This window comes from Saccharopolyspora sp. NPDC002578, from assembly GCF_053592695.1.
In genome coordinates, this window is the sequence record NZ_JBSFWJ010000079.1 from 1 (window position 1) to 25,357 (window position 25,357).

The window sequence follows — 25,357 nt, forward strand, 5'->3', positions numbered from 1 at the left end:
GAGAACCCGCGGGTTGTCACCTTTTTGACGTGGGCTATGTGCTTCGCACATACAGGCACGGCTTCGCCGCAAGGCAGGCTTGCTTCGCAGCCCAAAGCATGGCTTCGTCTGGAGGGGGCTTCGTGGCGTGCGGTGCGGTGGCTGCGGGTGCGGGGTCAGGTCGTGAAGGTGCTGTGGAAGCGGGCTGCGTTGTCGAGGAGTTCGGGGACCGTGGTGCAGGTGAACTGGAGGTCGATGAACGCCTCTTCGACGCCCAGTTCGGCTGCGGCGTGGAGGTAGTCGACGATCTGTTCCACTGGGCCCTGCACGGGGCGGGAACCTGGCGGGCCGAGTTCGGGGTTCACGCGCAGGACCGTCCTGACCGGGGGCAGCCCGGGGTCGCGGGGGTGTTCGCGCAGCGCGCGGAGCATGCGGCCGAGGGCGTCCAGCGGCAGTGCGATCGCGAGCCAGCCGTCGGCGCGGCGCGCGATGCGGCGCAGCGCCGCGTCCGAGCCGCCGCCGAGGTAGACGGGGATCTTGCCCTGCGGCTTCGGCTGGAAATCGCCCGCGCTGATCGTCCAGAACCGGCCGCGGTGCTCGATCGGATCCGGGCCCCAGGCCGCGTTGAGCACGTCGAGGGTCTCGTCGAGCCGCGCGCCGCGTTCCGTCCACGGCACCCCGGCGGCGTTGTACTCGTCGCGCGACCAGCTCAGCCCCAGCCCGGCGATGAGCCGCCCGGAGCTGAGCAGGTCGAGTCCGGTGAGGCCGCGCGCCAGCTGGATCGGCGAGTGCAGCGGAGCGCTGAGCGTGCTGGTGCCCAACCGGGGCAGCGTGGTGGCGGTGGCCGCGATGCTCAACGTCAGCAGCGGGTCGAGCCCGGCCCGCATCTGCGCGGGCATCGTCCCGTCCCCACCGGGGTAGGGCGTCAGCAGCTCGTACGGGGCGTGCACCCGTTCACCGGCCCAGAGGCCGTCGAAGCCCATGGCTTCGGCCTCCGCGGCGACGGTCCGCACGTGGTCCGGGTGGGCGAACGTCCCGAACTGCGGAAGTCCCAGCCCCAAGCGCATCCTCGCGCCCCTCTCAGCCGCAGGTGGCGAGCATTTCCTGCAACGCCGACTTCTCGGCGGTGGTGATGGACAGGCCGTAGGTGTGCTTCACGGTGACCCAGTCCGTGGAGTACTCGCACCACGCGGACTCGACGGGCCGCCACTTCGACGGGTCCTTGTCGCCCTTCGACCGGTTGGAGCGCTTGTCGGCGGCGACGAGCTGCGGGATGTCCATGTCGTTGGCGAACTGCTCGCGGCGTTCGTCGGTCCACTCGTCGGCGCCGCTGCGCCACGCGTTGGCCAGCGGCACCATGTGGTCGATGTCGACGTCGGAGTCGTCGGCGACGGTCTCGCCGCTGTAGGTGCTGACCCAGCTGCCCGATGTCGACTCGCAGGAGTTGTTCACCTGCACGTTCTCCCCGTCGCGGCGCAGCACCGCTTCGCGGGTGTTGCAGTTCTTCCCGGCGTCCGGCGCGGGGATCCAGTGCTCGAAGCTGTCGCGCGAGTAGCCGTCCATCGAGCCCTCGGGTTCGACCTTGAGGCCCGCGAGCTGCTCGGACGCCTCGCCCGCCGACGCGGTGCTGGGAGCGGAGTCGGTGGCGAGCACCCGGTCCAGCAGGCCGGATTCGAACACCAACCAGCCGCCCCCGATGATCAGGGCGGCCACGACGGTGATCCACATCGGCGTGCGTTGCTTCTTCTGCTGTCCAGTCGACATGCTCGCTCCGGCTCGGCGTTACTGTACGCAGCCCATTCGATCACGGAGCCGTGGGCGAGCAGTACCGCCGTGCGCGGGAGATCACGCCGTGGCCGGGGAGAACCGGTACAGGTCGCGCAGCAGGCCGATCTCACCGCCGTGGTGGAACAGCTCCCGGTTCAGGTGCAGCACGAGCGTCAGGTACGACCGGTCGGCATAAGGGCCTTCGGCTGCTCCGACGGGCTGCGACCAGCGGTCCGCGGGCATGTTCCCGATGCCGTCGCGCCACAGCTCGTGGTTCCGGTCCAGGTGCGCGAGCGCTTCGTCGGCGCTGCCCGGGTAGTGGTGGTGGTCGATCCGGTAGGAGCCGTCGCCGAAGTGGTTCGAGGCCCGCATCGCGAAGACGTGGTCGGCGATGTGGCACAACCGCCAGGCGATCGTCGTGAACGGCGCCGGGTCGGGAGCGGGGAACGCGAAGTCGAACTCCCAGCCACGTTCGGTCTCCCGCACCGACCAGCACCCGTCGACGGGTTCCCAGAAGTACTCCGCGTCGCTGAGCCCGTCCAGCCGCGGCCGCCACTGTCCCCAGTAGAAGTCGAGCTGATCCAGCACCTCACCCCGAAAGTCCATGCGCCGCAGCGTTATCCGCACCCCCGACACTCCGCCGATCGTCGGACGGGTCGGCCCACCGTGGGTGTTTCCCGCGCTGGTTCACGAAAGCGTGAGGGTGTGAAGGCGTGCTCAGGGTCGGAGGTCTTTGAGGAGGATGTCGACCAGAGGGGAGCCGGGCTGCGGGTTGTGCTTCTGAGCCACCTTGCGCCAACCCCAGCTGGCGTAGGCGTGCTGAGCCGCGGTGGCGGCGGGCCGCACGGTCAGGGTCGCGCGTTGCTCGTGTCGACCGTTGAGAAGCTGGTCGTGGAGCCGGGTGGCGGTGTGCCGACCCCGCCACGGTCGCCGCACGAGGAGTTCGGTCAGAGCGAAGGTGCGTCCCTCCGGTTCATCAGTGATCGACGGGTCCAGCTCACCGGTCAGGTCGCTCCACCACGGAGCGCCGGTCGGCATGGTGAAGCCGAATCCGAACCCGGCCATCTCGCCCGTTCCGGCGCGGGCCACGACGAGCGAAGCGCCCGCGCGCAGGTGCTGAACGGCGAACCGCTTCAGGAACAAGTCCACGTGCTCGTCGCCGTAGTGGTACGGAGCTTCGGAGAAAGCGTCGCGATAAGCCTCGCCGAGCTCTCCGGCGAGAGCTCCCGCCTGCTCGGCCGGCACGTGCTGGATCGTGATCGCGGGTTCAGGCATGGACGTCGCTCACCTTCTGTTCGCTCTGGTGCAGGTGTTCGCTCAAGCGAGCCGAAAACGCTCGCACTACGGCCAGATCACCGTAACCGGCAGTGAGGGTCTGGCTGTGAACTCGCAGGCGGTGAATCGCTTGCGGGGAGCTGATCGCCATGGCTCGGGTCAGGGCTCGATCGGCGAGCTCGGTGGATTCCTCGACCTCGCGTTGGGCCAAGCGCACTTTGCTTAAGCGCACATCATCGAACAGGCGGCTGCGCACCCGGTGCGCTGGACGAGCGCGGGCGGCGTTGACCGCGTGGTGCTCGGCCTCGGTGGCAGAAGACGTGGAACGCTCTTCTCCAAGCGCGAGCTGGATGTAGGCGGAAGCGGCGAGACTGTCGAGTTCGGCTCGATCCATGTATCGATTCCAAGATCGGTGGTCGCCTTGTGCCACTTGGTCGAACGCATCCATCGCAGCATCGACGGATCGTCGAGTGCTGGTCGCGTCCTCAGAACCGAATCTGGCGTAGGTGCACGCCTCGTGCCCAAGCAGTTCAGCCCGAACGAGGGGGTTGGCGGTCCGGGGGAGGGTTGCCAACGCAGTTCTCACCAAGCCGAGGCTGTCGTCGTAGTTGCCGAGGCTCTTGGACAGTTGCGCCATGTCACCCACGATCTTCGCCCCGAGCTCCACGTCGGTGGCCTGCTCACACGCGCGAAGTGCGAAGAGGAAGTAGCGCTGTGCGTTGGCGGGCAGGCTTGCGTCGTAGGTCATCCAGCCGACGAGCTGGGAGAGCTCGGCGGCGATGGTGAAGAGACGTCGACGCTCGGAAGCCGGACGCCGGTGCTGAATCGCGTCGATGACGCCGTGCAGTTGTCCCACCACGGCTTTTCGGTGGAGACCGCCGTGGCCGGACGCGTCCCAGTGACGAAAGAGCTCGACGGCGCGTTCCAACCCATCGATCTCCTCGGCCCCAACCTTTCCCGGTGCCAAGGAAGTGAGCGGGGTGGAAGCCGCCCATTGGCGAACCGGGATCACGAGTGCTGCTCCGGTCAAGAGCGTCAGGTTCAGGAATGTTCGGCGTGAAGCCATGTCCTCGCCGATGAACTCGCCGAGTTGAGCAAGCTCGACCTCCGGTGGATGCACCTGTTCGGCCTCAGGTTCGGGTGCCTGATGTGGGCCCTCTCGGTCGCGAAGTTCGCGGAACCGGTCGGCCACATCAGCCTCAGCGTGGCGCAGAGCGGTGTCGAGCGCCGATTGCATCTCCGGAAGCGGGGTGATCCGGGTGCAGCGTGCTTCCCATTTGTTGACTGTTCTCGGGTTCACCCCGAGCAGGGCGGCGAAGTCGGTGACGGTGAGCCGCAAGGACTGGCGGAGCAACTTCGCTTCGAGCCCGGTCCAACGAGTAATGGTCACAGTCTGATGGTCCACGATGACTCCCCGTGAAATCCAGTCATCGGCGATCGCGTACGCCATAAGTGCCTGCCGGGTACGTCTCCAGGCCGTTCCGGGGAGGACGAGCGCGCTGAATGCTGTGGGCACGGCGAGCTTTTCGGCCGTCGAGGGTCCGGCATGACGAGTCGGAACCGTGCGGACGCGAGGAACCGATTTGTACGAAAAGGAGGCCATGTCCATGAAGGTGTCGGCTAGGGGAGATGACCGTTCGGCAGCCGATCCGCGAAGCGAACCACGTAGTCGGTTTCTTCCGCACCTCGGTCAGCGTGACCGAGCCGTGAGCGGGCCGGTGCGGGTTCGGTTTCGGGGTGGAGTCGTGGGGGGGAGACGCGGCGGGTGGTGCACGTGGCGACCGGGCCGGTTCTGGGGGAGTACCGCGCGCTGTGCGAGGCGGTGCTCGGGGTCGATGAGGCCGAGGTCCTCGACGGCGTAACGGGCATGCCGTGCATGGCCTGCTCGCGGATTTTGGCTCTGGGAGAGGAGAACTCCGCAGGTCCCGCCGTGGTCGGGGTCGGTTCGGTGCCGCGCGTGGAGCCTGGTCCATGAGTTCGGATTCGGTTCAACGCCGGGCCTGGATGACCTCCGAATGGTGCGGGACTTGGCACGTGGTCGCGCGGGACGCGGCCGGGTCGGTGATCGTCGGAGCGTGCGGACATCCGATCAGTGGGCGGATGCGGCGGATTCTCGACGTGCCGTTGCCGAGCGACGGGCGGGAAGTGTGCGGTTCGTGCGTCGCCGTGGTCGTGGGCGGCGGGGTGGATCCGGAGCCGGTGCGCATCGCCGTGTTCCGCACCGCCTTGGCCGTCCTCGCCGAACGTCGTTCGTTTCGCGCATCGCGCGAGCAGCGGTGCCCCTCGAACGCTGCGTGACGGCGGGAGGTCCCCTGAACCGCGGCTCACCGCCGTGCCCCGACCAGCGGTGAGCCGCGCCTCGCCGGAGGCGCTCGTGACCCCGGACCGCGAGCGCCCCGGCGAGGCACCCAGACCGGCGTCCGGATGCCCCGGCGGACGTCGGTTCCGGCCGAGCGGTGCCCACCCTCCCCCGCACCGCTCGGCCGGTCCCGCTCGTGCGTCCAGGTGCGGGCCGTGGTTCGCGCGTTGAGGTGAAGAGGCGGTCCGGCCGCGTGCGACGTGTCGGGGTCAGCCGGGGCTGGAGCGGCCGTGGCGCCAGTAGCCGAAGAACGCGATGTCGGACTTCGGCACGCCGTGCTCCTGCACGAGGTGGCGGCGCAGGCCGGTGGGCAGCTTGGCCTCGCCCGCGGTCCAGGTGTAGGAGCGGCCCGGTCGCAGCGGGGCCCGCTTCGCCGCCGCGAGCGCGAGCGTTCCGGGGCGGTCGCCGCTGCCGTCGCGGGAGAGCCATCGCACGTGGACGCCTTCCGGCGCGATGATGTCGCGGCGGACGTCCCCGCTTTCCGGGACTTCCAAGAACACGTCCGCGACCAGTGATTCCGGGGCGTGCTCCAGGATCGCCAGGATCGCGGGCACCGCGCTCTCGTCGCCGACGAGCAGTTGCCAGGCGGCGTCGGCCGGTGGCAGGTAGGTGATGCCCATGTCGAAGATCCCCGCCGGATCTCCGGGGCGGGCCCGCCGGGCCCAGTCGGAGGCCGGCGCGTCGCCGTGCAGCGCGAATTCGACGTCCAGCTCGCCGAGCTCCGGGCGGATCCGGCGGACGGTGTAGTTGCGCACCCACGGGCGGCGGGATTTCGGCAGCAGGAGCAGTTCCGCCATCCACGCGTTGCCGGAGGACGCCGGCATCCGGAGCCCGTCCTGCCCGTCGCGAGGGAAGAACAGGCGGACCGCCTGGTCGTGCCCCGCGTTCTCCAGGTGCGCGATGTCGGGGCCGCCGAAGGTGACGGTGGTGAAGTTCGGTGTCGTGCGGGTGTTCGCGAGCACCTCCAGGGTGATCATCCGGCGGGACTCGGGCGCGCGCAGTTTCGGGAGCATCGTCGTTCGTCCTCGGGTCACAGGTCCACGGTGAGGCTGGGGGAGGTGGCGCGGGAGACGCAGGAGTACACCCGGCCCGCCGGGGCGCCGATGTCGTCGCGGTGCTCGGGTTCTCCGGCCAGGACGGTGATTTCGCAGCTGCCGCAGACCCCTTCGCGGCAGCCGGAGGGAACCCGGCTCCCGGCGTGGGTGAGCGCGTCCAGCATGGACTCCTCCGGTGGGACCCGGACCGTTCGTCCTGATCGGACGCAGTGCACCTCGAACGCCGTGTTCGGCGTGAATTCCTTGGCAGCGGGGCGGAATCGTTCGACGTGCAGGCGTTCGGCGGGGAACGCGGCCGCGGCGGCGTCGAGCATCGGTGCCGGTCCGCAGCAGTAGACCAGCGCGTCCGGGCTCAGCCCGGCGGCGAGTGCCGCGAAGTCCGGCCTGGTCTGCGTCCCGGTGTCGATCAGCCGGACCCGGTCGCCGTGCTCCGAGCGGAGCTCGGCGGCGAACGGCATGCTCGCGGCGGATCTTCCCGCGTACACCGCCGTGAACGCCGCTCCCGCTTCGGCGGCGGCGCGCAGCATCGGACGTATCGGAGTGATGCCGATCCCGCCCGCGACGAACAGGTACTCGGGGGCGTCGACGAGTGGGAAGTTGTTGCGCGGCAACGACACGTCGAGCTTCCGGCCTTCGCGCAGGAACAGGTGCACGTACTCCGAACCGCCCCGGCTGAGCGGATCGAACCGCACCGCGATGCGGTAGCGCTCCCGATCGGCCGGGGCGCCGCACAGCGAGTACTGCCGGGTCAGCCGGTTCGGCAGCGGCAGGTCGACGTGCGCGCCCGGCGTCCACGGGGCGAGCGGGCCGTCCGCGCCGCGCAGTACGAGGGAGACGACGTCGTCGGCGACCCGTTCCACGCGGTCGAGGATCGTGTGCTGCATGGGTGCTTCACCTTGGTCGAGTGCGGATTCCGATGCGACGCCGCCGTCGAGCGGGGAGATGGCGGGTCTCGGCGCCGGGCGGGTGCACATCGACCACACGGAGCGGGACACGACCAGGAAGGCTCTTCGAGGCGCCGATGACCTTCGTACAAGCAGGTCATGGCCCAATTATGAGTAATTGTTCGCGTCGCGCGCTACTCGCTTTTCGGGCCGCCGGGCCGCCGCGTCGCGACAACTGAGGAGCGTCGGCTCCAGCCGCGCGAACGGCCGCGTCACGTCCGCGCGGAACTCGTCCGGCGGCGCTTCCGTGCGGCGGCTGCTCACGTTCGCGCCGAGCGCGGTCCGCCACCGGCCGGGTCGGGCAGCGGGGTGGAACGCGGCCCACCCGGTGCGCGCCGGGTGGGCCGCGTTCGGGGCGACCGCACGGATCGGAGCCCGAGACGTCCAGCCGGCCCCGGACGTCGGCTCACGTCACCAGGGCAGCGAGCCGTGCACGTCGAAGTAGCCGCCGGTGGGGCCGTCCTGGCCGATGCGCGCCATCCGCACGATGATCTCCGCGCCCTCCTGGACGCTCTGGGTCCCGCGGTGGTCGTTCAGGTCGGTCGCGGTGAAGCCCGGTTCGACGCTGTTGACCCGCATGTGCGGGAACGCCTTGGCGTACTGCACGGTGATCATGTTGACCGCGGATTTCGACGCGGGGTAGGCGAGTCCGGGATAGCCGTGCATGGGCGTGCCCGCAGCGCTGACGAGGGTTTTCGAGGCGAGTCCGCTGCTCACGTTCACCACGACCGGATCGGCGGACCGGTGCAGCAGCGGCAGGAACGCGTGGCTGACGCGCACGATGCCGAACACGTTCGTCTCGAACAACCGCCGCATCAGATCGGCCGTGACCTCGGCGGTGGGGGTGGGGGCGTCTTCGATGCCCGCGTTGTTGATGAGCACGTCGAGTCCGCCGTCGGCTTCGACGGTCTTCGCGGCGGCCGAGACGGACGCGTCGTCGGTGACGTCCAGCACGAGGGGTCGTGCTCCGATCCGCTCGGCGGCCGCTCGCCCGCGTTCCGGATCGCGCGCGGCCGCGTACACGGTGTGGCCCGCTTCGACGAGCCGGCGTGCGGTTTCGTGACCGAGGCCCTTGTTCGCCCCGGTGATGAGTGTCGTCGTCATGCCCCCAGGTTCGGTCCGGCCACCGGGGCCAGCCAGGAGTCCGGTCTTCCTGGGACCACCAGTGCCAGGTCGTCGGCAGCGGACCGGCGCACAGTGGGGGCATGGCGACGGAGGACTTCGGACGAACGGTGCGGCGCTGGCGGGATCGGGTGAGCCCGGAGTCGGCGGGGTTGCCCGCCGGTGGTCCGCGGCGGGCCGCGGGACTGCGCCGCGAGGAGCTGGCGTTGCTGGCCGGGATCTCGGTGGACTACGTGACCCGCCTCGAACAGGGGCGGGCGCGGAACCCGTCGGGGCAGGTCGTGGAGGCGCTGGGGCGGGCGCTGCGGCTGTCCGGGCACGAGCGCGAGCACCTGTTCCGCGTCGCCGGTCTCGCGCCGCCGGGACGCGATGTGGTTCCCGCCCGGATCACGCCGAACGTGCAGCGGATGCTCGACAGGCTGGCGGGGACGCCGGTCGCGGTGTTCGACGCCGCGTGGACGATGCTGCTGGCGAATCCGCTGTACGCGGCGTTGATGGGCGATCCGTCGGGGTGGCGCGGCCACGAGCGCAACGCGGTGTGGCGCAACCTGGTCGCTCCCGGCGGCCGGGTCCGCCACACCCCGCGGGCTCGCCGCGAGTTCGAGGCCGCGCTGGTCGCCGACCTGCACGCGACGGCGGGCAGGTACCCGGCGGATCCGCGGTTGCGCACCCTGATCGGGGAGCTGCGCCGGCGCAGCGACCGGTTCGCCGAGCTCTGGGATTCCGGTGCCGTCGCCGATCACGACACCTCGCGCAAGACCGTCGACCACCCGCGCGTCGGGCCGATCACGCTGGACTGCGACGTGCTCAGCGTCGCGGGAGCCGACCTGCGCATCATGATCTACACGGCTGAGCCCGGCACGGAGGACGCCGAGCGGCTCGAACTGCTGGCGGTCCTCGGTACCCAACCGGTGTCCTAGCGCGCTGTGGCATCCTGGATCGAACAGGTGTGCGGCGACCTTCGGGAGGTGCGGTGTTCGTTCGGCGGGCGCGGGTCCGGGAGGCCCACCACCCCGAGTCGTGGCGGTCGTGGCCGTTCTCCGTTCCCTGCGTGCGGGACGTCGCGGAGAACGGGATCACGTTCACCAAGCCGGTGACGATGCTGGTCGGCGAGAACGGGTCGGGGAAGTCGACGCTGGTCGAGGCCATCGCCGAAGGCTTCGGGCTCGACTCCCACGGCGGCAAGGCGGGCCGCAAGTACGCGAGCAGCCGGCCCAAGACGCCGCTCGGCGAGGTGCTCGAACTGGAGACGACCTCCGCCGGAGCCAAGATGCGCGCCGGGTCGCGAACCGGGAAGCGGGGCTTCTTCCTGCGCGCGGAGACCGCGTTCGAGATGATCCGCAACCTCGCGGGCGCCCCCGGTTACTGGGACGCCGACACCGTCCGGATGAGCCACGGCGAAGGGTTCCTCGCCGTCTTCCACCAGATGCTGGGGGCGCGGGGTTTCTACGTGCTCGACGAGCCGGAAGCGGGCCTGTCGTTCAGCGCGTGCCTGCGGTTGGTGGCGCTGCTGCACGAGATCGGGGAATCCGGCGCGCAGGTCATCTGCGCCACCCACTCACCGATCCTCGCCGGAGTGCCGGGCGCGGACGTCCTCGAAGTGGGTGAGCACGGGCTGCGGCGCACGACGTGGTCCGACCTGGACCAGGTCGACCACTGGGCCCGCTACCTCGCCAACCCGGACGCCTACCTGCGCCACATCGTCGACCGGTGACCTCCGGGCGGGAGGTCAGCCCCGCATCTTCTCGAACAGCACCGGATCGTGGGCGCAGATGATCGCCAGGTCCGGGTCGCCCCGCTGGTGCAGCTCCGCGAGGCGGGCGTGGTTGTCGCGGACCCGAGCCCGGTCGTGGGCGATGGCGGCCTCCTGCACCCGCAGCGCCGCGGGCACCGAGCCGCCGTCGAGCGTGTTGCGGTGGAAGAACGCGTCACCGGCGTGCAGCACCCAGTGCTCGCCGGCGTCCACCGCGACGGCCGCGTGCCCTCGGGTGTGGCCGGGCAGCGGGATGAGCACGATGCCGGGGGCGATGCCTGTGAGCTCCTCCGCCGCCGCGAAACCTCGCCACGTTTCGCCGTCGGCGCCGTGCTCGACGAGGTTCGGGTGGTGCGCCCACTGCACCGGCCGGTACCGGGACCGTTCCTGCCCGGACGACGGGCTCAGCGCCCCCGCCGCCTCGGCTGAGGTGAGGTGCACCTGGGCGTCCGGGAAGTCGGACAGGCCGCCGATGTGGTCGGAGTCGAAGTGCGTGAGCACGATGTGACGGACGTCGTCGCGGCGGAATCCGAGCCGTTCGACCTGGTGGGCCGCTGTTTCCTCGGAGTCCAGGACCGGTCGGTTCAGGTGGCGGATCATCCCGAGGCGCTGCGCCGGCGCGGCGATGTCGCGCAAGCCGAACCCGGTGTCGACGAGCGCCAGCCCGCCGTCGGTCTCGATCAGCAGCACGTGGCAGATCAGCGGTGCGACCAGCGAGCGCATGGTGCCGCAGTTGAGGTGGTGCACCTTCACGAGGGCCTCTTCCCGTGCTCGGCCGCGCTCCGGCGCGGTCGTTTTCCGGTGGCTGTCAACGAAACCCTAGGTCGACGGGCGGGGTTGCGGAGGGCGTTCCGCTCAGGGCGCATCGGTCGCCAGCCGCGCGGTGAGCAGCCGTTCGACCTCCGCGCGGCACGCGCCGAGGTCCACGGTGTCGTCGATCATCGATTCCAGGGCGACGCCGCGCAGCATCCCGATGAGCACCGTCGCGAGGCCGTCGGGGTGCACCGAGTCCGGGACCTCGCCGGTGCTCCTGCCGCGTTCCAGCACCGCCGTGATCTCCTCGCGGAACACGCGGTCGGCCGTGGTCATCGCGGAACGCGCGTCGGGGGAGTCGGTGGCCACCGCGTCGGCCCACAGCACCAGTCGCGCCCGGTGCGTCGCGGGCAGGTCGGCCACGACGTCGAAGTAGGTGCCGACCAGGCTCAGTGCCGCGTCGAGCGGGCTCGCGGGGAGCTCGTCCGGGCGCAGCACTTCCCGGAACCGGTCGGTCACCGAGTCGACGAGCCGCCGCATCAGCGCCGGTTTCGAACCGAAGTGGTGCGTCGCCAGGCCCCGGCTGTAGCCGGCCCGCTGACCGATGGCCGCCAGCGTCACCTTCGACGGCCCGACCTCGCCGATCAGTTCCGCCGCGGCGTCGAGCAGGCGGCGTTCGGCCTCGTCGCGCCGTTCCTCCTGGGAGCGGCGGGATTCGTGGCGGCTCAACGGGATTCCTCCTCGGTGGTGTCAGGGCGACGCCGCGATCACAGTTCCTGGCCGACCAGGGCGAGCAGTTCGCCGCGGCCGATCTGGTTCACCAGGCTCGCGCTGTCGAAGTAGACGCGTTCGTTGACGATCCGGTCCTCCTCGAAGAAGAACACGGCGATCACCGGAACTCGGAAGGACTTCCCGGTGGGCGGCATGCCGTAGAACTCGCCGAGGTTGGTGCCGAGCAGGTCGAACTCGACGATGATCGTCTCGTCGGAGACGTGCGTGCGGACGTTGTCGTGGCGCTGGTCGGGGAACGCCTCGCGGGTCGTGCGGTAGTAGCCCATGACCGCTTCCGCGCCGTCGAAGACCTGGCCGGTGGGCATGATCTCGTAGTGCGGGTGCCCGTGGAACGTCTCCAGGGTGAGGTCGAACTCGTGGGTGACCTCGGTGTTCATGTGCTCGTCGATGATGGCGAGGCGGCGGGTGCGGAGCTCGTCGGAGATCATGGCTTCCTTCGGGGAGTTCGTGTCGGGGAGTCGTGTCCGGCCGTCGCGGCGCGAGGACGGCGACCGGCAGCGGAGTTCTCCGGAACTTACTGGTTGATCAACAAGTTACTTGGGTTCGGGCGTGCCGTCAACGACGATCGACGGCGCGTGGACCGGATCGCCTCGGAGTCCGGAAACCCCTGCGGCGCCTAGTGTTCGGCCTCGTCGCGCACGCGCGCGGCGAGCAGGCGCAGGCCGTCGTCGCCGGGAGTGCCGGGCTCCGCGGTGAGCGCGATGAGCTGCTGGCCGGGATCGGTGGCGCAGGTGAGCGTCGACCAGTCGAGCGTGAGATCCCCGGCGATCGGATGGTGCAGCCGCTTGGCGCCCTCGCTGCGCACGGCGACCTCGTGGGCGCCCCACCACCGCCGGAAATCCGGATCCAGCGCCGAGAGCTCGCCGACCAGCTCGGCCAGCGCCGGATCGTCCGGATCCAGCGCGGCCTCCATGCGCAGCTGCGCCGCGCAGGCCTGCGCAGTGTGCTCCCAATCCGGGTACAGCGCCCGGAAGGCCGGATCGGTGAACACCAGCCGCACGAACTTCCGCTGCTGCGGCGGAATCCGGGCGAAGTCGAGGAACAGCGCGGCGGCCATCGGGTTCCACGCGAGCACGTCGGTGCGGCGGCCCAGGACCACGGCCGGCGTGCCGGTCAGGTCGTCCAGCAGCCGCCGCAGCTGCGGCCGGGCCTCCTGCACGACCCGGTGGCCGGGCGGGGCGGCGTCCTTGCCGGACAGCCCGAACAGGTAGGCGCGTTCGTCGTCCCCGAGCCGCAGGACGCGCGCGAGGGCGTCCAGCACCGGTTCCGAAGCCTGCCTGCGGCCCTGCTCCAGGCGGGTGTAGTGGTCGGTGCTGATCGAGGTCAGCGCGGCCACTTCTTCCCGGCGCAGGCCCCGCACCCGTCGCCTGCCGCCGGAGCCGGGCAGCCCCACCGCGGCGGGACTCAGCTGCCCGCGCCGGGCCCGGAGGAAGTCGCCCAGTTCGCTGCGGTGCGCCGCGTCGGTCATGCCACCAGTCTTGCAGCGAGCGGCGGGCGGGTCCTGGGACAGCGCTGTCCTAGGACACGACCGGCTCTGCTCGCGGCGTCCGATCCGGGCGAACCTCGACGTGGCGGCAGTGGTCGCCCGCGAAGCCCTCCGTCGGAAGAAGCGCATGAAGACGCCGATCACCTTCCCCAGCAACGGCCTCGCCGTCGCCGGGGTCCTGCTCACCCCGGACGACCGCCCCGCCGAACGGCTCCCGGGCCTCGTCATCTCCCATCCCGGCGGCGGGGTGAAGGAGCAGAGCCCGACGATCTACGGCGAACGCCTGGTCCGCGAAGGGTTCGCCGTGCTGATCTTCGACGCCGCCTACCAGGGTGAGAGCGAAGGCGAACCGCGCGGCACGGAGGACCCTGCCCAGCGCGCCGAGGACATCCGCTCGGCGGTGAGCCACCTCGGCACCCGCCCGGAGATCGACCCGGAGCGGATCGGGGCACTGGGCATCTGCGCCTCCGGCGGCTACGTCCCATACGCCGCGCAAACCGACCGGCGGATCAAGGCCGTGGCCACCGTCAGCGCGGGCGACTTCGGCAAGGTCCTCCGTGAGGGAATCGACGGCAAGCAGGACCCCGCGGTGCTCGACGACCTGCTCGCCCAGGGCCGGGGCGCTGCGCACCGCCGAGGCGCGGGGCGAGGAGCCGCTGCGAGTGCCGTGGGTCCCGGACGAGATGCGGGATTCCGCGTCCCGCCAGGACCGGGAGACCTGGGAGTACTACCGCACCGCGCGCGGCGCCCACCCGCGCGCCGGCGGCACCCGGTTGGTGCGCGACGTCGACCGGGTCGCGCTGCACGACTCCTTCGCGATGATCGGGCTGCTCGCGCCCCGCCCGCTGCTGATGATCGCCGGTTCGGAGGCCGAGACCGCGCACCACAGCCGGGAGGCGGTCGCGGCGGCGACCGGACCCGCGCGGCTGCACGTCATCGAGGGCGCCACCCACGTGGACCTCTACGACCGCGACGAGCACGTCACCCCCGCGGTGGCGGAGCTGGCAGGCTTCTTCGCCGAACACCTGGCGGCCTGACCGGCGTTCAGCGGGACAGGTCGACGTCGTCGCCGAGCGCGGCGGTGATCCACGGGCGGACGGTGTTCTCGACCTGCTCCTCGGAGATCTCGGCGAGCGCGTCGAGCTTGAGGAAGTGCCGCGCGATCGTCAGCCCGAGGATGCTGCTGACGGTCAGCGCGGCTCGCAGTTCCGCGTCGTCGTCCCCGCCGCGCGCGAGGTTCGCGGTCCGTTCGTCGAGGAACTCCCGCATGGCCGCCGTCGCCTCCGGCGCGGTGAGCATGGACCGCACGAGCGCGCGGGTTTCCGCCGGGAGCTCGCCCAGGCGGACGTCGAGGACGTCGAAGAGGTGCTCGGCGACGTCGTGCCCGGTGCTGTCGCGGGGGAGCCGGATCGCGATGGCGAAGAGGTCGTTCTTCGAGCCGTAGTGCTGGATGACCAGGGACGGGTCAACTCCGGCCCGGTGTGCGATACCGCGGACGGTCGATCCTTCCAGCCCGTGTTCGCCGAACTCGTCCTGGGCGGCTTCGAGGATCTGCTGAGCGGTGGCGGCGCGTTTGGCCGCGCGCGTCTTCGGTTCGTCCACGCGCTTCACTCTACATCCGTTGAGCGAACCTGCTATGCTCGCTCAACGCTGCATGAGCGAAAGGGGGGGTGCGTTGAGACTCATCGCGATCGAGGAGCACTGGACCACCGAGGGGATCGACCGCGCGCTGCGCTCCCGACCGGCGGGTGCGCGGGACGAGAGCGTGGTGCTCAACGACCGGGGCGACATCCCCGAGCGCCTGCTCGACATCGGCGACCGGCGGATCGAGGCCATGGACGCGGCGGGCGTCGACGTGCAGATCCTCTCGATCGCCCCGCCCGGGACGCACGGTCTCCCGGCTCGCGAGGCGATCGAGCTCAGCCGGGACGCGAACGACCAGGTCAGCGAGGCCGTCAGGCGCCATCCGGCTCGGTTGCGGGCGATGACGACGTTGCCGATGTCCGACCCGGAGGCGGCCGTCGCCGAACTGGAGCGGATCGCGGGCGACCCCGCGCACGTCGGGATCATGTCCTACGGCCGCAGCGGCGAACGACCGCTGGACGACCCCGCCAACGACGACCTGCTCGCGACCGCCGCGAAAGCGGGCAAGCCGATCTTCCTGCATCCCCAGATCCCGCCGGACGCGGTCCGGGAGGCGTCCTTCGGCGGATTCGACCCGATGACCGGCCTCGCGCTGGCCACCTTCGGCTGGGGATGGCACGTCGAGGCGGGTCTCGCGGTGCTGCGCCTCATCGTGCGCGGCACGTTCGACCGCCACCCCGACCTGCAGGTCGTGCTGGGGCACTGGGGCGAGATGCTGCTGTTCGCGCTGGACCGCGTCGACGGCCTGTCGAACGTCGCGACCCACCTCGAACGGCGCGTCGCCGACTACTTCCGGACCAACATCCACATCGCGACCAGCGGCATGCTGGCGCCGCGGCTGCTGCGCCACGCGCTGGACTACACCAGCACCGACCGCATCCTGTTCTCCGGCGACTACCCCTTCCACCGGGTCGACGCCACGGCCGTCGGCGGCTTGCTGGACGAGCTCCCCGACCCCGGGGACCGGCGGAAGATCACGCACGCCAATGCGGAAGCGCTCTTCGGCCTCGCCGACCCGTGACCCGGTCGTGAACGCGCCCGGCCCCCGAGGCCGCCCGCTCAGCGATCACGGTGACCGGCATCCGGAGAGCCGACCGCCGCAGCGCGGACCCGAACGCGAGACGGCCCCTCCGGAACGGGGGCCGGAGGGGCCATCTCTCTCGCGCCACGACTGGGGCGCTCGAACAGAATGATCTTTCGATCTTCGTCGTGTCAGTGGCGAAGCCGCTGAGGTTCCGCCACCCGACCCGCTAAGCAGGTCAGGACGGATGCCTCACCCCGCGTTGTCCTCCTTGAGGAGGTCGGAGCACTTCTCGCCGATGGCCATGGTGGTGATGTTCGGGTTCACCGCCACCAGGAACGGCATCGCCGAGGCGTCCGCCACCCGCAGACCTTCGACGCCCTTCACGCGCAGCCGCGCGTCCAGCGGTGCGTTCGGGTCGTCGTCGGCGCCCATCGGCACCGACGCGGCCGGGTGGTACACGGTGTTGTGCGTCTTGCGGATGTAGTCGGCGATCTCGTCGTCGGTTCGCACGTCCGGGCCGGGGTGCAGCTCGGCGCCCGCCCAGCCCTGCATGGCCTGCTGCGACACGATCTCCCGGGCCAGCTTGATGCCGTGGGTCATCACCCGGATGTCGTGCGGGTCGGTGAAGTACCGCGGGTCGACGCGCGGCTTGTCCCGGAAGTCGCGGGTGCGCAACCGGACGGTGCCGATGGAGCGGCTGCGGGTGACGTTCGGCGTCAGGCAGAAGCCGTTCTCCGTCGTCGGGTAGCCCTGCCGCGCGGTGTGCATGTCGAACGGCACCGAACCGTAGTGGAACATCAGGTCCGGCCGGTCCAGTCCCGGCTCGGTGGTGGTGAAGATGCCGATCTCCCACCACTGGGTCGATTCGGTGGGCATCGGCTGCTTCGCGTCCCAGCCGATGACGCCCTCCGGGTGGTCCTGGAGGTTCGAGCCCACGCCGGGGGAGTCGACGAGCACGTCCACGCCCACCTCGCGCAGGTGCTCGGCCGGGCCGATGCCGGAGAGCATCAGCAGCTTCGGCGTGTCGATGGCGCCGGTGGACAGCACCACCTCGCGCCGCGCCCGCACCGTGCGGGTGTGGATGAGGTCGGGGTCGAGGTAGTGCACGCCGGTGGCGCGCTTGCCGTCGAACACGACCTTCTTGGCGCGCACGTCGGTGCGCACCTCCAGGTTCGGGCGCTTGCCGATGATCGGGTGCAGGTAGGACACCGAGGACGACGAGCGGGTGCCGTCCTCGCGGGCGTTGATCTGGAACCAGTTCGCGCCGTGCGTGACGGTCTTGCCCGAGTTGAACTCGGTGATCGGGATGCCCGCCTGCTCGCACGCCTGGAGCAGCGCCACCCCGGACGGGTCCTTCGGCGGCACGCTGCGCAGCGTCACCGGGCCGCTGCGGCCGTGGTGGTCGCCGGGGCCGTCGTTGGTCTCCAGCCGCTTGTACAGCGGGAAGATGTCCTTCGCGCCCCAGCCGGTGGCGCCCATCCGCTCCCACTCGTCGAGGTCCTCGGCGGGCGCCCAGAACGCGATGCACGAGTTGTGCGAGGAGCAGCCGCCGAGCACGCGGGCGCGGGCGTGGCGCATGTGCGAGTTGCCCTGCTCCTGCGGCTCCACCAGGTAGTCCCAGTCGTAGCCGGATTCCAGCAGTGCCATCCAGCGGTCCAGCTCCAGGATCGCCTTGTCGCCCACGTCGGACGGACCGGCCTCCAGCAGGCACACCGTGGTGGACGGGTCCTCGGACAGTCGTGCGGCGACCGCGGCACCCGCGCTACCGCCGCCGACGACCACGTAGTCGAACTCTTCGGTCATGGTCACAGCTCCGTTTCCGCTCAGGACAGGGCAGGTTTCGGGTCCTCGGTGTCTTCCGAAGCGTTCGCGGCGTGGTCGGCGAGCACGCCGATGCGGTGCCGCTGCACGAACCAGTAGTAGGCGAAGCCGCCACCGGCCGTGATACCGACGAACAGCACCGAGATCCACTGCAGGTACCAGTGGAACGGCGGTTCGGCGTTGTAGACCTCGTTGCGCGGCCAGGCCAGGTTCACCGTCATGCCGAGGCCCCACAGCACGGCCGCGATGTTGACCGGCAGACCCCAGCGGCCCAGCGAGAAGCGCCCTTCCTGCTTCTCCGACGACCACTTGCCGCGCAGCCGGGCCACCAGCATCGGGATCGTCACCAGCAGGTAGGAGATGTAGATCAGGATGATCGCGAGGCTGGTCACGGCGGAGAAGATCTGCGGCTGGCCGATGTTGAACACCAGCATCGCCACCGCCAGCACGCCGATCACGATCGCCGGGATCACCGGAGTCTGGAACCGCGGGCTGACCCGCGCCAGCTTCGAACCGCCGGGCAGCGCGTTGTCGCGGGCCATCGCGAACGCGATGCGGATCGCCGCGGTGTGCACGGCCAGCACGCACACCGTGATCGCCACGAACACCACCAGCAGGAACAACCTGCCCACCAGCGGGCCGAGCGCGTCGGTGAGCACGAACTGGAGCCCGTCCTCGGTCAGCTGCGGCGCGGTGAGGTCGCGGGCGGCCATCAGCGCCAGCAGGATGATCAGCCCGCCGAGCACGAACGACGCGATCAGCGACCGCAGGATCGCCTTCGGCGCGTTGCGGTGCGGGTCGATCGACTCCTCGCCCAGCGAGGACGCCGTGTCGAAGCCGTACATCACGTAGGAGGAGGCGATCGCGGCGACGAGGAACGCACCCAGGTAACCGCTGCCGCCGTAGGCCGAACCGGTGCCCTGCGTGTCGAGCACGACTTCGGGTCCGCGGGTCGCGAACACCGCCAGCACCAGGATCAGCAGCACCGCCGCGACCAGTTCGATCGCCACGCCCGCGCTGTTGATCCGGGCCATCAGCTTCACGCCGAACGCGTTGATCAGCGTGGTGAACACGATCAGCCCGGAAGCCAGCAGCACCCCGTTGGCGGCTTCCGTCGTGCCCGATCCGTCACCGATGACCTGGAAGGCGCCCCAGATCTGCGGCAGCGTGTGCTGGTAGGCCAGCGCCGTCGCCGCGATCGACACGATCGAGGCCAGCAGCATCATCCAGCCCGCGAGCCAGGCGACGTGCTTGCCGCCGAGCCGCTTCGACCAGTTGTAGATGGACCCGGCGATCGGGTAGTGCGAGGCCAGCTCCGCGAAGCTCAACGCCACCATCAGCTGGCCGAAGAAGACCATCGGCCAGGACCACCAGTAGGCGGGACCGCCGAAGGACAACCCGAAGTACGACAGCTGGAAGGTGCCGGTCAGCACCGAGATGTAGCTGATGCCCGCGGCGAACGTGTGGAACGACCCGAGGGTCCTCTTCAGTTTGTTGGTGTAGCCGAACTCGCCGAGTTCGGCGTCACCGGAGGGCGCGCTCATGCCCTAACTCCTTTCCCGCGCTCGCCGCCTCGCGGGCTGCGAGGCCGAACAACGGGTGGTTGTTGCGCAACGAAGTGGTACTGCCGAAATTCCTGCGACCCCGTTCCCGAGCAGGGCGACCGCCCGAGCAACGAAGTCCAACCAGCGGCAAGCCGTGCAGAGGGCCGGGCGAAGCAAGCCCACCTCGCGGCCGAAGGCCCTGCCGTGGGCGGCGAAGCACGCCTGCCTTGCGGCCGTAGGCCGTGCCTGTATGTGCGAAGCACATAGCCCACGTCAAAAAGCCCTCACCGGCGGGTTCTCAGGGCTTCCTCGCGAGGACGGCTTTTTCCCTCGTGGCGGAGCCACTTGGGAAAAAGATCCCGCAGCGAGGAAGCCACTGAGGTTCCGCTACCGGACCCCCAGAGCACGACGAGCCGTGGCCGTCACCGCCCGTCGAACCACCGAGGGGGAACAGGGCGGAGGTTCTGGTGGATGTGTTTGGCCTCCTGGTACTCGCCGAGCCCGGTGGGCCCGAGCTCGCGTCCGATGCCGGACTGCTTGTATCCGCCCCATTCGGCCTGCGGCAGGTAGGGGTGGAAGTCGTTGATCCACACGGTGCCGTGGCGGAGCCGGTGCGCGACGCGCTGCGCCTTGCTCACCTCGGAGCTGAACACGGCGCCCGCCAGGCCGTAGTGGGTGTCGTTGGCGATGCGCACGGCGTCGTCCTCGTCGGTGAACCGCTCCACGGTCAGCACCGGGCCGAAGGATTCTTCGACGACCGCGTACGAGCCCTGCTGGACTTCGTCCAGCACGGTCGGCAGGTAGTAGTGGCCGTCGGCGTACTGCTCGCCTTCGGGGCGGCGGCCACCGGTGCGCAGCACGGCGCCTTCTTCGACGCACTTCTGGACGTAGGCGTCGACCTTCTCCAGGTGCGCGGCGGAGATCAGCGGGCCGGTCTCCGCGTCGGTGTCGTAGGGGCCGCCGATGCGGATCTTCTCGGCGCGGCGCACGACTTCGTCGACGAAGCGGTCGTGGATCTCGTCCTGCACGATCAGCCGGGCCCCGGCGGAGCAGACCTGCCCGGAGTGCAGGAACACCGCCATCAGGGCGTAGTCGACGGCGGTGTCGAAGTCGGCGTCGGCGAACACGACGTTGGGGTTCTTCCCGCCGAGCTCCAGCGCGACCTTCTTCACGGTGGCCGCCGCTGCCGCCGCCACGCGGCGCCCGGTGTGCAGGCCGCCGGTGAACGAGACGAGGTCGATGTCGGGGTGTTCGGACAGGACGGCGCCGACTTCGGGGCCGGTGCCGAGCACGAGGTTGCCGACCCCGGAGGGCAGTCCGGCCTCGGTGAGGGCGCGCATCAGCAGGATCGCGGTGCTGGGCGTGAGTTCGCTGGGCTTGAGCACGAAGGTGTCGCCGGCGGCGATGGCGGGAGCGACCTTCCACGCCACCTGCAGCAGCGGGAAGTTCCACGGCGTGATCATTCCGCACACGCCGACGGGTTCGTAGCGCACGCGGCTGAACGAGTCGGGGGAGCCGGTGTCGATGACGCTGCCGCCGTCGGTGCCCGCGATCTTGCCGAAGTAGCGGAAGCAGCCGGCGATGTCGTCCATGTCGTATTCGCTCTCCACCAGGCGTTTGCCGGTGTCGCCGGATTCGGCGCGGGCGAATTCGTCCTTGTCCCGGACGAGGATGTCGGCGACTCGCAGCAGCAGGTCGCCGCGGTCCCAGGCGGAGGTGTTCGCCCAGGCGCCGTCGTCGAAGGCGCGGCGGGCGGCGAGCACGGCGCGTTCGGTGTCGGCGCGGTCACCTTCGGAGACGGTGGTGACGAGGGTGCCGTCGGCGGGGCTGTGGATTTCGCGGACGCCGCCGGCGGCGGCGGGCTGCCAGGTCCCGTCGATGAACAGCGTGCTCGGGCCTTCGGTATTCGACATAGGTGTCCCTGCTGGTCCTTTGGTCCGTTCGGGTCTCAGTGCGGCGCGTGGTCGCGCGGGCGGCCGGTGCGGGCGCGGGCCGATTCGTTCTCGGCCGGGGCGCGGCGGGCCTGGCTGCGTTGCCGACGGACACTAGCACCGGCTGTGTACATCTGTACATCAACAGCGTGTTCGAGGCGGTCGGCGCACCTCGGTTCAGGCGTTTGACCAGTACCGACGCCGCCAGGGTGACATGGCGCGCAACGCTGCGGGCGGCGCGCATGGCAGGCTTGCGGGCATGTCGACGACGGAGTCCGCGACCCGCCGCAAAGATCCGGCGCGCAAGGAGCGCATCGCGCGCGCCGCGATCGCCGTCGTCGCCGAGCGCGGTATCGAGAAGCTCACGCACCGCGCCGTCGCCGCCGCGGCCGACGTGCCGCTGGGCTCCACGACCTACTACTTCCGCACCCTCGACGACCTGCTGGCAGAGGCGCTGCGGCACTCCGCGCAGGACGACGTCGCCGAACTGCGGGCCTGGGCCGCCGCGATCGACGCCGGTGCCGAGCTGGCGACCGCGCTCGGGGACCTGGTGCTGCGCTACCTCGGCCCGGAGCGCACCCGGACGGTCGTGCAGCACGAGCTCTACATCGCCGCGCTGCACCGCCCGGCTCTCGCGCACGTCAGCACCGAATGGGACGCGGCTCTGGTCGAGCTGTTCACCTTCTATACCGATCCCGTTACCGGAAGGGCACTTTCGGCGGTTTTCTGCGGGCTGCTGCTGCAGGGCATCGTCCGCGAGTCGGTGCCGAGTCGAGACGAAATCGAAACCACTTTTCGGCGAGTGCTGCTGCCGGTCGGAAATCGCTGATGTAGCAACGTTTTTCGGCGTCCGGCCCCAGGTGTCGCACGCGGATTTCCCACCGGTTTCGGAAAACCGATCAGTTGATCTTATGAGTGCTGCGGGTGAACAATGGCCCGCAGCGATCCGTTTCACCGTCGCCCGCCGGGTGACCGGGCAGGCAATGTCGTCTCAGCAGTGTCGTCGCGCCAATGTCCGGGTGCTGCCAGGTTCCTACTGGCGGAGCACATCGTCGGGTGATTCACCGGTGTACAACGGACATTGCCGCGTCGGGGCGTGGCTCGCTCCCAGCAGGACAACTGATGATCAACACATTCTCAGTGGGGTGAGACCGTGGGCTACCACAACGAAGATCGTGAACTGGTGCCGCTGAAGTCCGATTTCGACACCGTCTGGTACGGCTATCGCCGCTCCCAGGTGCGTTTTTACATCCAGCAGACCGATGCCGAAGTGCGGATGCTCACCGAAGATCGGGACGCCGCGCTCAGCCAGGTCAGCGACCTCTCCGCGCAGCTGGACCAGGCGCGCTCGGAGATCGAGGCGCTGCGCGCCCAGTTCGACGAGGTGTGCCGCACGCCCGTCGAAGAGGCAGGGCTGTCCGACCGGCTGCGCCGGATGGTGCGGCTGGCCCACGACGAGGCCGAGGAGGTCGTCTCCTCCGCGCAGGCCGCGGCCGAGCACGAATGGGCCCGCGCCGAGCAGTCCGCCGCCGAGCTGCGCGCCCGCTACGAGAACCTCGTGGCCGAGGCCGACCAGTGGCGCAGGCAGTCCGAGACGCAGCGCAACGAGGCGCTCGCCGAGACCCGGCGCGACATCCAGCGCATGGCGCGGGAAGCCGAGACGCACCGGCGCAAGCTCGACCACGACGCCGAAGCGCGGCGCACCCAGGTGGAGAACGACTTCGAGATCTCCATGGCGGCCCGCCGCGACGAGGCCAACCGGGTGCAGGCCGAGCGCGAGCAGCGCAGCCGGGACGAGGCGCGCCGCCGCGTCCTGGAGGCGACCGCCGAGGCCGAGCGCCGCATCCGGCGTGCCGACGAGCACTCCGACGCGATGCTGCGGATGCGCCAGGACCTGGCGAAGCGGGTCCGCACCGCGCAGCAGATCATGAGCGACGCGGAGCCGTTCCTCAGCGACATCGAAGCCGGGACGATGACCGAGTCCTCCGATTCGTACGCGGCGGGCGTTGTGCACGGCGGACTGCTCGACAACGACCCGGACGTCGAGGTCCCGCGCCAGCGCACCAAGCCGGCCGACGCCGAGGCGCCCGAGGCGGAGGTCGCCGAGGCCGTCACCGGCTGATCAGCGGTACCGAGCACAGCTCGGAAACGCCATCCGAGGTGAGCCGGACCGACGATCGGTCCGGCTCACCCCGGATGCGGCTCCACTCGCGGGCTACCGCGCCCGTGCGATCGGCATTAGGTTGGTCGCTGCCGGTGATCAGCGGGAGGGGCGCGGATGCGGATTCGAGGGTGGCTGTCGGTGCTGGCCGCGGGATGCCTGCTGCTCGCGGGCGTTCCCGTCGCGGGCGCGAGCCCGCCCGACGACGTGCGTTCCCGGCTCGACGCCGTGCCCGGCCTGACGGTGCTCGGTGAACGCCCGACGGAACCCGGCTTCCGGCTGTTCGACCTCACCTACGCCCAGCCCACCGACCACCGCGACCCGGCGGCCGGCGGATTCCAGCAGCGCCTCACCCTGCTGCACCGCGACCTCGCACGGCCCACGGTCCTCTACACCACCGGCTACAACCTGCCTGCGAAGGCGAGCCGCACCGAGCCGACCCGGCTGCTCGACGGCAACCAGGTGGCGATGGAGCACCGCTTCTTCACCCCGTCCCGACCCGGCCGGCCGGACTGGACGGACCTGAACATCTGGCAGGCCGCCACCGACGAGCACCGCGTCATCGAAGCGCTGCGCGCGGTCTACGCCGACCGCTGGGTCACCACCGGCGCCAGCAAGGGCGGCATGACCGCCGTCTATCACCGCCGCTTCTACCCGCGCGACGTCGACGCGACCGTCGCCTACGTCGCGCCGAACGACATCGTCAACGAGCGCGACCGCTACGACGAGTTCCTCGCGAACGTCGGCGACGAGTCCTGCCGCGCCGCGCTGACGGCCGTGCAGCGGGACGCGCTGACCCGGCGCACCGAGTTGCGGGACCGGTTCGCCGCCCACGCGGCGGCGGAGGGGCTCACCTTCGACCGCATCATCGGCGACGTGGACCGGGCGCTGGAGGCCGTGGTCGTCGACGCGCCGTTCGCGTTCTGGCAGTACCGGGGACAGCAGGACTGCGCGCGGATCCCGGCGCCCGGCGCGAGCCTCGACGACCTGTGGACCTTCTTCGACGAGACCGTGGAGTTCTCCTCGTACGCCGACCAGGGCCTCGACCCGTACGTGCCGTACTACTACCAGGCGGGCACCCAGCTGGGCTGGCCCGACGTGTCCGACGAGCCGCTGGCGGACCTGCTGCACCACCGCGCCATCGGAGAACCGCGCAACTTCGTCCCGCGCGAGATCGACATGCAGTTCCGGCCCGGCGCGATGGCCGACGTCGCCGCGTGGGTCGCCTCGCAAGGCTCGGAACTGATGTTCGTCAACGGTTCGGCCGACCCGTGGAGCGCCGAGCCGTTCCGCCTAGGCCCGGGCAGCCGGGACTCGTACGACTACCTGGTGCCGGACGGCAACCACGGCTCCCAGATCGAAGACCTGCCCGGCGCCGAACGCACCGAGGCCGAGGCGACACTGCGCCGCTGGGCAGGCGTGGACCAGGCACCGGCCAGGCTCACCAACTCCCTGGACCGAGACGACATGACTCGCACCCCACCGCGTCTGCCCTGAGCAGATAGCAGTGGACCAGCAGTCCCGCCCCGATCAGCGGCGAGGCCCACGAAACCCGAGCAGGACAACTCACCTACCAGCCGAAGGCCGTGCAGTGGGGCGAGCGAAGCGAAGTCTGTCTTGCGGCGTAGCCGTGCTTGTATGTGCGAAGCACATAGCCCACGTCGAGAAGCCCTCACCGGCGGGTTCTCAGTCGGTCTCTCGCGAGGACGGCTTTTTCCCTCGTGGCGGAGCCACTTGGGAAAAAGATCCCGCAGCGACAGACCACCTGAGGTTCCGCCACCCGACCACACGTCCAAACCGACCCCAGAAATCAGGGCAAGCGCAACCCATTGCGGCCCGCGCGCGCGTCGGTGAAGCGCTTGCCGACCTCGTCCCAGTTCACGACGTTCCACAGCTGCTTGACGTAGTCCGCCTTGACGTTCTTGTACTGCAGGTAGTACGCGTGCT

At 70.3% G+C, this 25,357-nt stretch carries 25 protein-coding genes and 1 pseudogene; 9 read left to right on the forward strand and 17 right to left on the reverse strand.

Features of this window, described 5'->3' with window-relative positions:
* Positions 1-155: 155 nt before the first annotated feature.
* The 5 genes from ACWD38_RS26150 to ACWD38_RS26170 form a co-directional block, all read right to left on the reverse strand.
* The gene (locus ACWD38_RS26150) at positions 156-1,046 is read right to left on the reverse strand and encodes a TIGR03619 family F420-dependent LLM class oxidoreductase (RefSeq protein ID WP_184480715.1); all 891 of its coding nucleotides are present in this window, start codon (positions 1,044-1,046) and stop codon (positions 156-158) included.
* A 13-nt stretch (positions 1,047-1,059) separates the two neighbouring features.
* A complete protein-coding gene (locus ACWD38_RS26155) occupies positions 1,060-1,743 on the reverse strand; it encodes an HNH endonuclease family protein (protein ID WP_221315880.1) in 684 nt (227 codons plus the stop codon).
* 81 nt (positions 1,744-1,824) lie between these two features.
* The gene (locus tag ACWD38_RS26160) at positions 1,825-2,352 is read right to left on the reverse strand and encodes a DinB family protein (RefSeq protein WP_184480713.1); all 528 of its coding nucleotides are present in this window, start codon (positions 2,350-2,352) and stop codon (positions 1,825-1,827) included.
* A 111-nt stretch (positions 2,353-2,463) separates the two neighbouring features.
* Positions 2,464-3,021 (reverse strand): GNAT family N-acetyltransferase, encoded by a 558-nt coding sequence (locus tag ACWD38_RS26165; protein ID WP_184480711.1) that lies wholly within the window; start codon positions 3,019-3,021, stop codon positions 2,464-2,466.
* Positions 3,014-4,426 (reverse strand): helix-turn-helix domain-containing protein, encoded by a 1,413-nt coding sequence (locus ACWD38_RS26170; protein WP_184480709.1) that lies wholly within the window; start codon positions 4,424-4,426, stop codon positions 3,014-3,016. Before ACWD38_RS26170 ends, ACWD38_RS26165 begins: the two co-directional genes overlap by 8 nt.
* Before the next feature lie 566 nt (positions 4,427-4,992).
* Here ACWD38_RS26170 and ACWD38_RS26175 point away from each other — a divergent pair.
* Positions 4,993-5,319 (forward strand): hypothetical protein, encoded by a 327-nt coding sequence (locus ACWD38_RS26175; RefSeq protein ID WP_184480707.1) that lies wholly within the window; start codon positions 4,993-4,995, stop codon positions 5,317-5,319.
* A 270-nt stretch (positions 5,320-5,589) separates the two neighbouring features.
* Here ACWD38_RS26175 and ACWD38_RS26180 read toward each other — a convergent pair whose 3' ends face one another.
* From ACWD38_RS26180 to ACWD38_RS26190, 3 genes are all read right to left on the reverse strand, one after another.
* Positions 5,590-6,393 carry a siderophore-interacting protein gene (locus ACWD38_RS26180; protein WP_450125126.1) on the reverse strand — a complete coding sequence of 268 codons (804 nt, stop codon included), beginning with the start codon at positions 6,391-6,393 and terminating at the stop codon, positions 5,590-5,592.
* 17 nt (positions 6,394-6,410) lie between these two features.
* On the reverse strand, positions 6,411-7,319 hold the full coding sequence (locus ACWD38_RS26185) for a PDR/VanB family oxidoreductase (protein WP_450125127.1): 909 nt from the start codon (positions 7,317-7,319) through the stop codon (positions 6,411-6,413).
* A gap of 471 nt (positions 7,320-7,790) precedes the next feature.
* A complete protein-coding gene (locus ACWD38_RS26190) occupies positions 7,791-8,483 on the reverse strand; it encodes an SDR family NAD(P)-dependent oxidoreductase (RefSeq protein ID WP_184480701.1) in 693 nt (230 codons plus the stop codon).
* Positions 8,484-8,584: 101 nt separating this feature from the next.
* On the opposite strand from ACWD38_RS26190, the gene ACWD38_RS26195 reads away from it, so the two are divergent.
* On the forward strand, positions 8,585-9,421 hold the full coding sequence (locus ACWD38_RS26195; protein ID WP_450125128.1) for a helix-turn-helix transcriptional regulator: 837 nt from the start codon (positions 8,585-8,587) through the stop codon (positions 9,419-9,421).
* A gap of 53 nt (positions 9,422-9,474) precedes the next feature.
* Entirely contained in the window at positions 9,475-10,215 is a 741-nt protein-coding gene (locus ACWD38_RS26200) for an AAA family ATPase (RefSeq protein ID WP_450125129.1), read from the forward strand.
* Positions 10,216-10,230: 15 nt separating this feature from the next.
* Here the strand turns inward: ACWD38_RS26200 and ACWD38_RS26205 are convergent, their stop codons facing one another.
* The 4 genes from ACWD38_RS26205 to ACWD38_RS26220 all read right to left on the reverse strand — a co-directional run bounded on the left by ACWD38_RS26205 (position 10,231) and on the right by ACWD38_RS26220 (position 13,267).
* A complete protein-coding gene (locus tag ACWD38_RS26205; protein ID WP_450125130.1) occupies positions 10,231-11,007 on the reverse strand; it encodes an MBL fold metallo-hydrolase in 777 nt (258 codons plus the stop codon).
* A gap of 102 nt (positions 11,008-11,109) precedes the next feature.
* The gene (locus tag ACWD38_RS26210) at positions 11,110-11,736 is read right to left on the reverse strand and encodes a TetR/AcrR family transcriptional regulator (RefSeq protein ID WP_184480693.1); all 627 of its coding nucleotides are present in this window, start codon (positions 11,734-11,736) and stop codon (positions 11,110-11,112) included.
* Positions 11,737-11,774: 38 nt separating this feature from the next.
* Positions 11,775-12,227, reverse strand: coding sequence for an ester cyclase (locus ACWD38_RS26215; RefSeq protein ID WP_184480691.1), 453 nt, complete (start codon positions 12,225-12,227; stop codon positions 11,775-11,777).
* A gap of 188 nt (positions 12,228-12,415) precedes the next feature.
* Entirely contained in the window at positions 12,416-13,267 is an 852-nt protein-coding gene (locus tag ACWD38_RS26220; protein ID WP_450125131.1) for an MmyB family transcriptional regulator, read from the reverse strand.
* A gap of 145 nt (positions 13,268-13,412) precedes the next feature.
* Here ACWD38_RS26220 and ACWD38_RS26225 point away from each other — a divergent pair.
* Positions 13,413-13,760, forward strand: a pseudogene (locus tag ACWD38_RS26225) (alpha/beta hydrolase); the annotation flags it as partial.
* 187 nt (positions 13,761-13,947) lie between these two features.
* Entirely contained in the window at positions 13,948-14,322 is a 375-nt protein-coding gene (locus tag ACWD38_RS26230; protein WP_450125132.1) for an alpha/beta hydrolase, read from the forward strand.
* 7 nt (positions 14,323-14,329) lie between these two features.
* Here the strand turns inward: ACWD38_RS26230 and ACWD38_RS26235 are convergent, their stop codons facing one another.
* Positions 14,330-14,887 carry a TetR/AcrR family transcriptional regulator gene (locus ACWD38_RS26235; RefSeq protein WP_184480686.1) on the reverse strand — a complete coding sequence of 186 codons (558 nt, stop codon included), beginning with the start codon at positions 14,885-14,887 and terminating at the stop codon, positions 14,330-14,332.
* Between the two features lie 73 nt (positions 14,888-14,960).
* Between ACWD38_RS26235 and ACWD38_RS26240 the strand changes: the two genes are divergently transcribed.
* Complete coding sequence (locus ACWD38_RS26240) at positions 14,961-15,950, forward strand: amidohydrolase family protein (RefSeq protein WP_450125133.1); 990 nt, start codon at positions 14,961-14,963, stop codon at positions 15,948-15,950.
* Positions 15,951-16,202: 252 nt separating this feature from the next.
* On the opposite strand, the gene ACWD38_RS26245 is transcribed toward ACWD38_RS26240, so the two are convergent.
* From ACWD38_RS26245 to ACWD38_RS26255, 3 genes are all read right to left on the reverse strand, one after another.
* The gene (locus ACWD38_RS26245) at positions 16,203-17,756 is read right to left on the reverse strand and encodes a GMC family oxidoreductase (protein ID WP_184480682.1); all 1,554 of its coding nucleotides are present in this window, start codon (positions 17,754-17,756) and stop codon (positions 16,203-16,205) included.
* Between the two features lie 20 nt (positions 17,757-17,776).
* Entirely contained in the window at positions 17,777-19,318 is a 1,542-nt protein-coding gene (locus ACWD38_RS26250) for an APC family permease (protein WP_184480680.1), read from the reverse strand.
* 422 nt (positions 19,319-19,740) lie between these two features.
* On the reverse strand, positions 19,741-21,231 hold the full coding sequence (locus ACWD38_RS26255) for an aldehyde dehydrogenase family protein (protein WP_184480678.1): 1,491 nt from the start codon (positions 21,229-21,231) through the stop codon (positions 19,741-19,743).
* Positions 21,232-21,508: 277 nt separating this feature from the next.
* Here ACWD38_RS26255 and ACWD38_RS26260 point away from each other — a divergent pair, with 277 nt between their 5' ends.
* The 3 genes from ACWD38_RS26260 to ACWD38_RS26270 all read left to right on the forward strand — a co-directional run bounded on the left by ACWD38_RS26260 (position 21,509) and on the right by ACWD38_RS26270 (position 24,907).
* A complete protein-coding gene (locus ACWD38_RS26260) occupies positions 21,509-22,078 on the forward strand; it encodes a TetR/AcrR family transcriptional regulator (protein ID WP_184480676.1) in 570 nt (189 codons plus the stop codon).
* 324 nt (positions 22,079-22,402) lie between these two features.
* A complete protein-coding gene (locus tag ACWD38_RS26265; RefSeq protein WP_450125134.1) occupies positions 22,403-23,371 on the forward strand; it encodes a cellulose-binding protein in 969 nt (322 codons plus the stop codon).
* A gap of 156 nt (positions 23,372-23,527) precedes the next feature.
* Positions 23,528-24,907, forward strand: coding sequence for a S28 family serine protease (locus tag ACWD38_RS26270; protein WP_450125135.1), 1,380 nt, complete (start codon positions 23,528-23,530; stop codon positions 24,905-24,907).
* A 313-nt stretch (positions 24,908-25,220) separates the two neighbouring features.
* On the opposite strand, the gene ACWD38_RS26275 is transcribed toward ACWD38_RS26270, so the two are convergent.
* The coding region (locus ACWD38_RS26275) for a Fe-Mn family superoxide dismutase (RefSeq protein WP_450125136.1) at positions 25,221-25,357 on the reverse strand (137 nt) is incomplete at its 5' end.

Bases quoted from the DNA above. Each gene is read 5' to 3' on its own strand.
- ACWD38_RS26190 (WP_184480701.1), bottom strand. From the start codon at position 8,483: ATGACGACGACACTCATCACCGGGGCGAACAAGGGCCTCGGTCACGAA.
- ACWD38_RS26220 (WP_450125131.1), bottom strand. From the start codon at position 13,267: ATGACCGACGCGGCGCACCGCAGCGAACTGGGCGACTTCCTCCGGGCC.
- ACWD38_RS26175 (WP_184480707.1), top strand. From the start codon at position 4,993: ATGAGTTCGGATTCGGTTCAACGCCGGGCCTGGATGACCTCCGAATGG.
- ACWD38_RS26150 (WP_184480715.1), bottom strand. From the start codon at position 1,046: ATGCGCTTGGGGCTGGGACTTCCGCAGTTCGGGACGTTCGCCCACCCG.
- ACWD38_RS26250 (WP_184480680.1), bottom strand. From the start codon at position 19,318: ATGAGCGCGCCCTCCGGTGACGCCGAACTCGGCGAGTTCGGCTACACC.
- ACWD38_RS26270 (WP_450125135.1), top strand. From the start codon at position 23,528: ATGCGGATTCGAGGGTGGCTGTCGGTGCTGGCCGCGGGATGCCTGCTG.
- ACWD38_RS26195 (WP_450125128.1), top strand. From the start codon at position 8,585: ATGGCGACGGAGGACTTCGGACGAACGGTGCGGCGCTGGCGGGATCGG.
- ACWD38_RS26165 (WP_184480711.1), bottom strand. From the start codon at position 3,021: ATGCCTGAACCCGCGATCACGATCCAGCACGTGCCGGCCGAGCAGGCG.
- ACWD38_RS26215 (WP_184480691.1), bottom strand. From the start codon at position 12,227: ATGATCTCCGACGAGCTCCGCACCCGCCGCCTCGCCATCATCGACGAG.
- ACWD38_RS26245 (WP_184480682.1), bottom strand. From the start codon at position 17,756: ATGACCGAAGAGTTCGACTACGTGGTCGTCGGCGGCGGTAGCGCGGGT.
- ACWD38_RS26180 (WP_450125126.1), bottom strand. From the start codon at position 6,393: ATGCTCCCGAAACTGCGCGCGCCCGAGTCCCGCCGGATGATCACCCTG.
- ACWD38_RS26260 (WP_184480676.1), top strand. From the start codon at position 21,509: ATGTCGACGACGGAGTCCGCGACCCGCCGCAAAGATCCGGCGCGCAAG.
- ACWD38_RS26160 (WP_184480713.1), bottom strand. From the start codon at position 2,352: ATGGACTTTCGGGGTGAGGTGCTGGATCAGCTCGACTTCTACTGGGGA.
- ACWD38_RS26185 (WP_450125127.1), bottom strand. From the start codon at position 7,319: ATGCAGCACACGATCCTCGACCGCGTGGAACGGGTCGCCGACGACGTC.
- ACWD38_RS26255 (WP_184480678.1), bottom strand. From the start codon at position 21,231: ATGTCGAATACCGAAGGCCCGAGCACGCTGTTCATCGACGGGACCTGG.
- ACWD38_RS26155 (WP_221315880.1), bottom strand. From the start codon at position 1,743: ATGTCGACTGGACAGCAGAAGAAGCAACGCACGCCGATGTGGATCACC.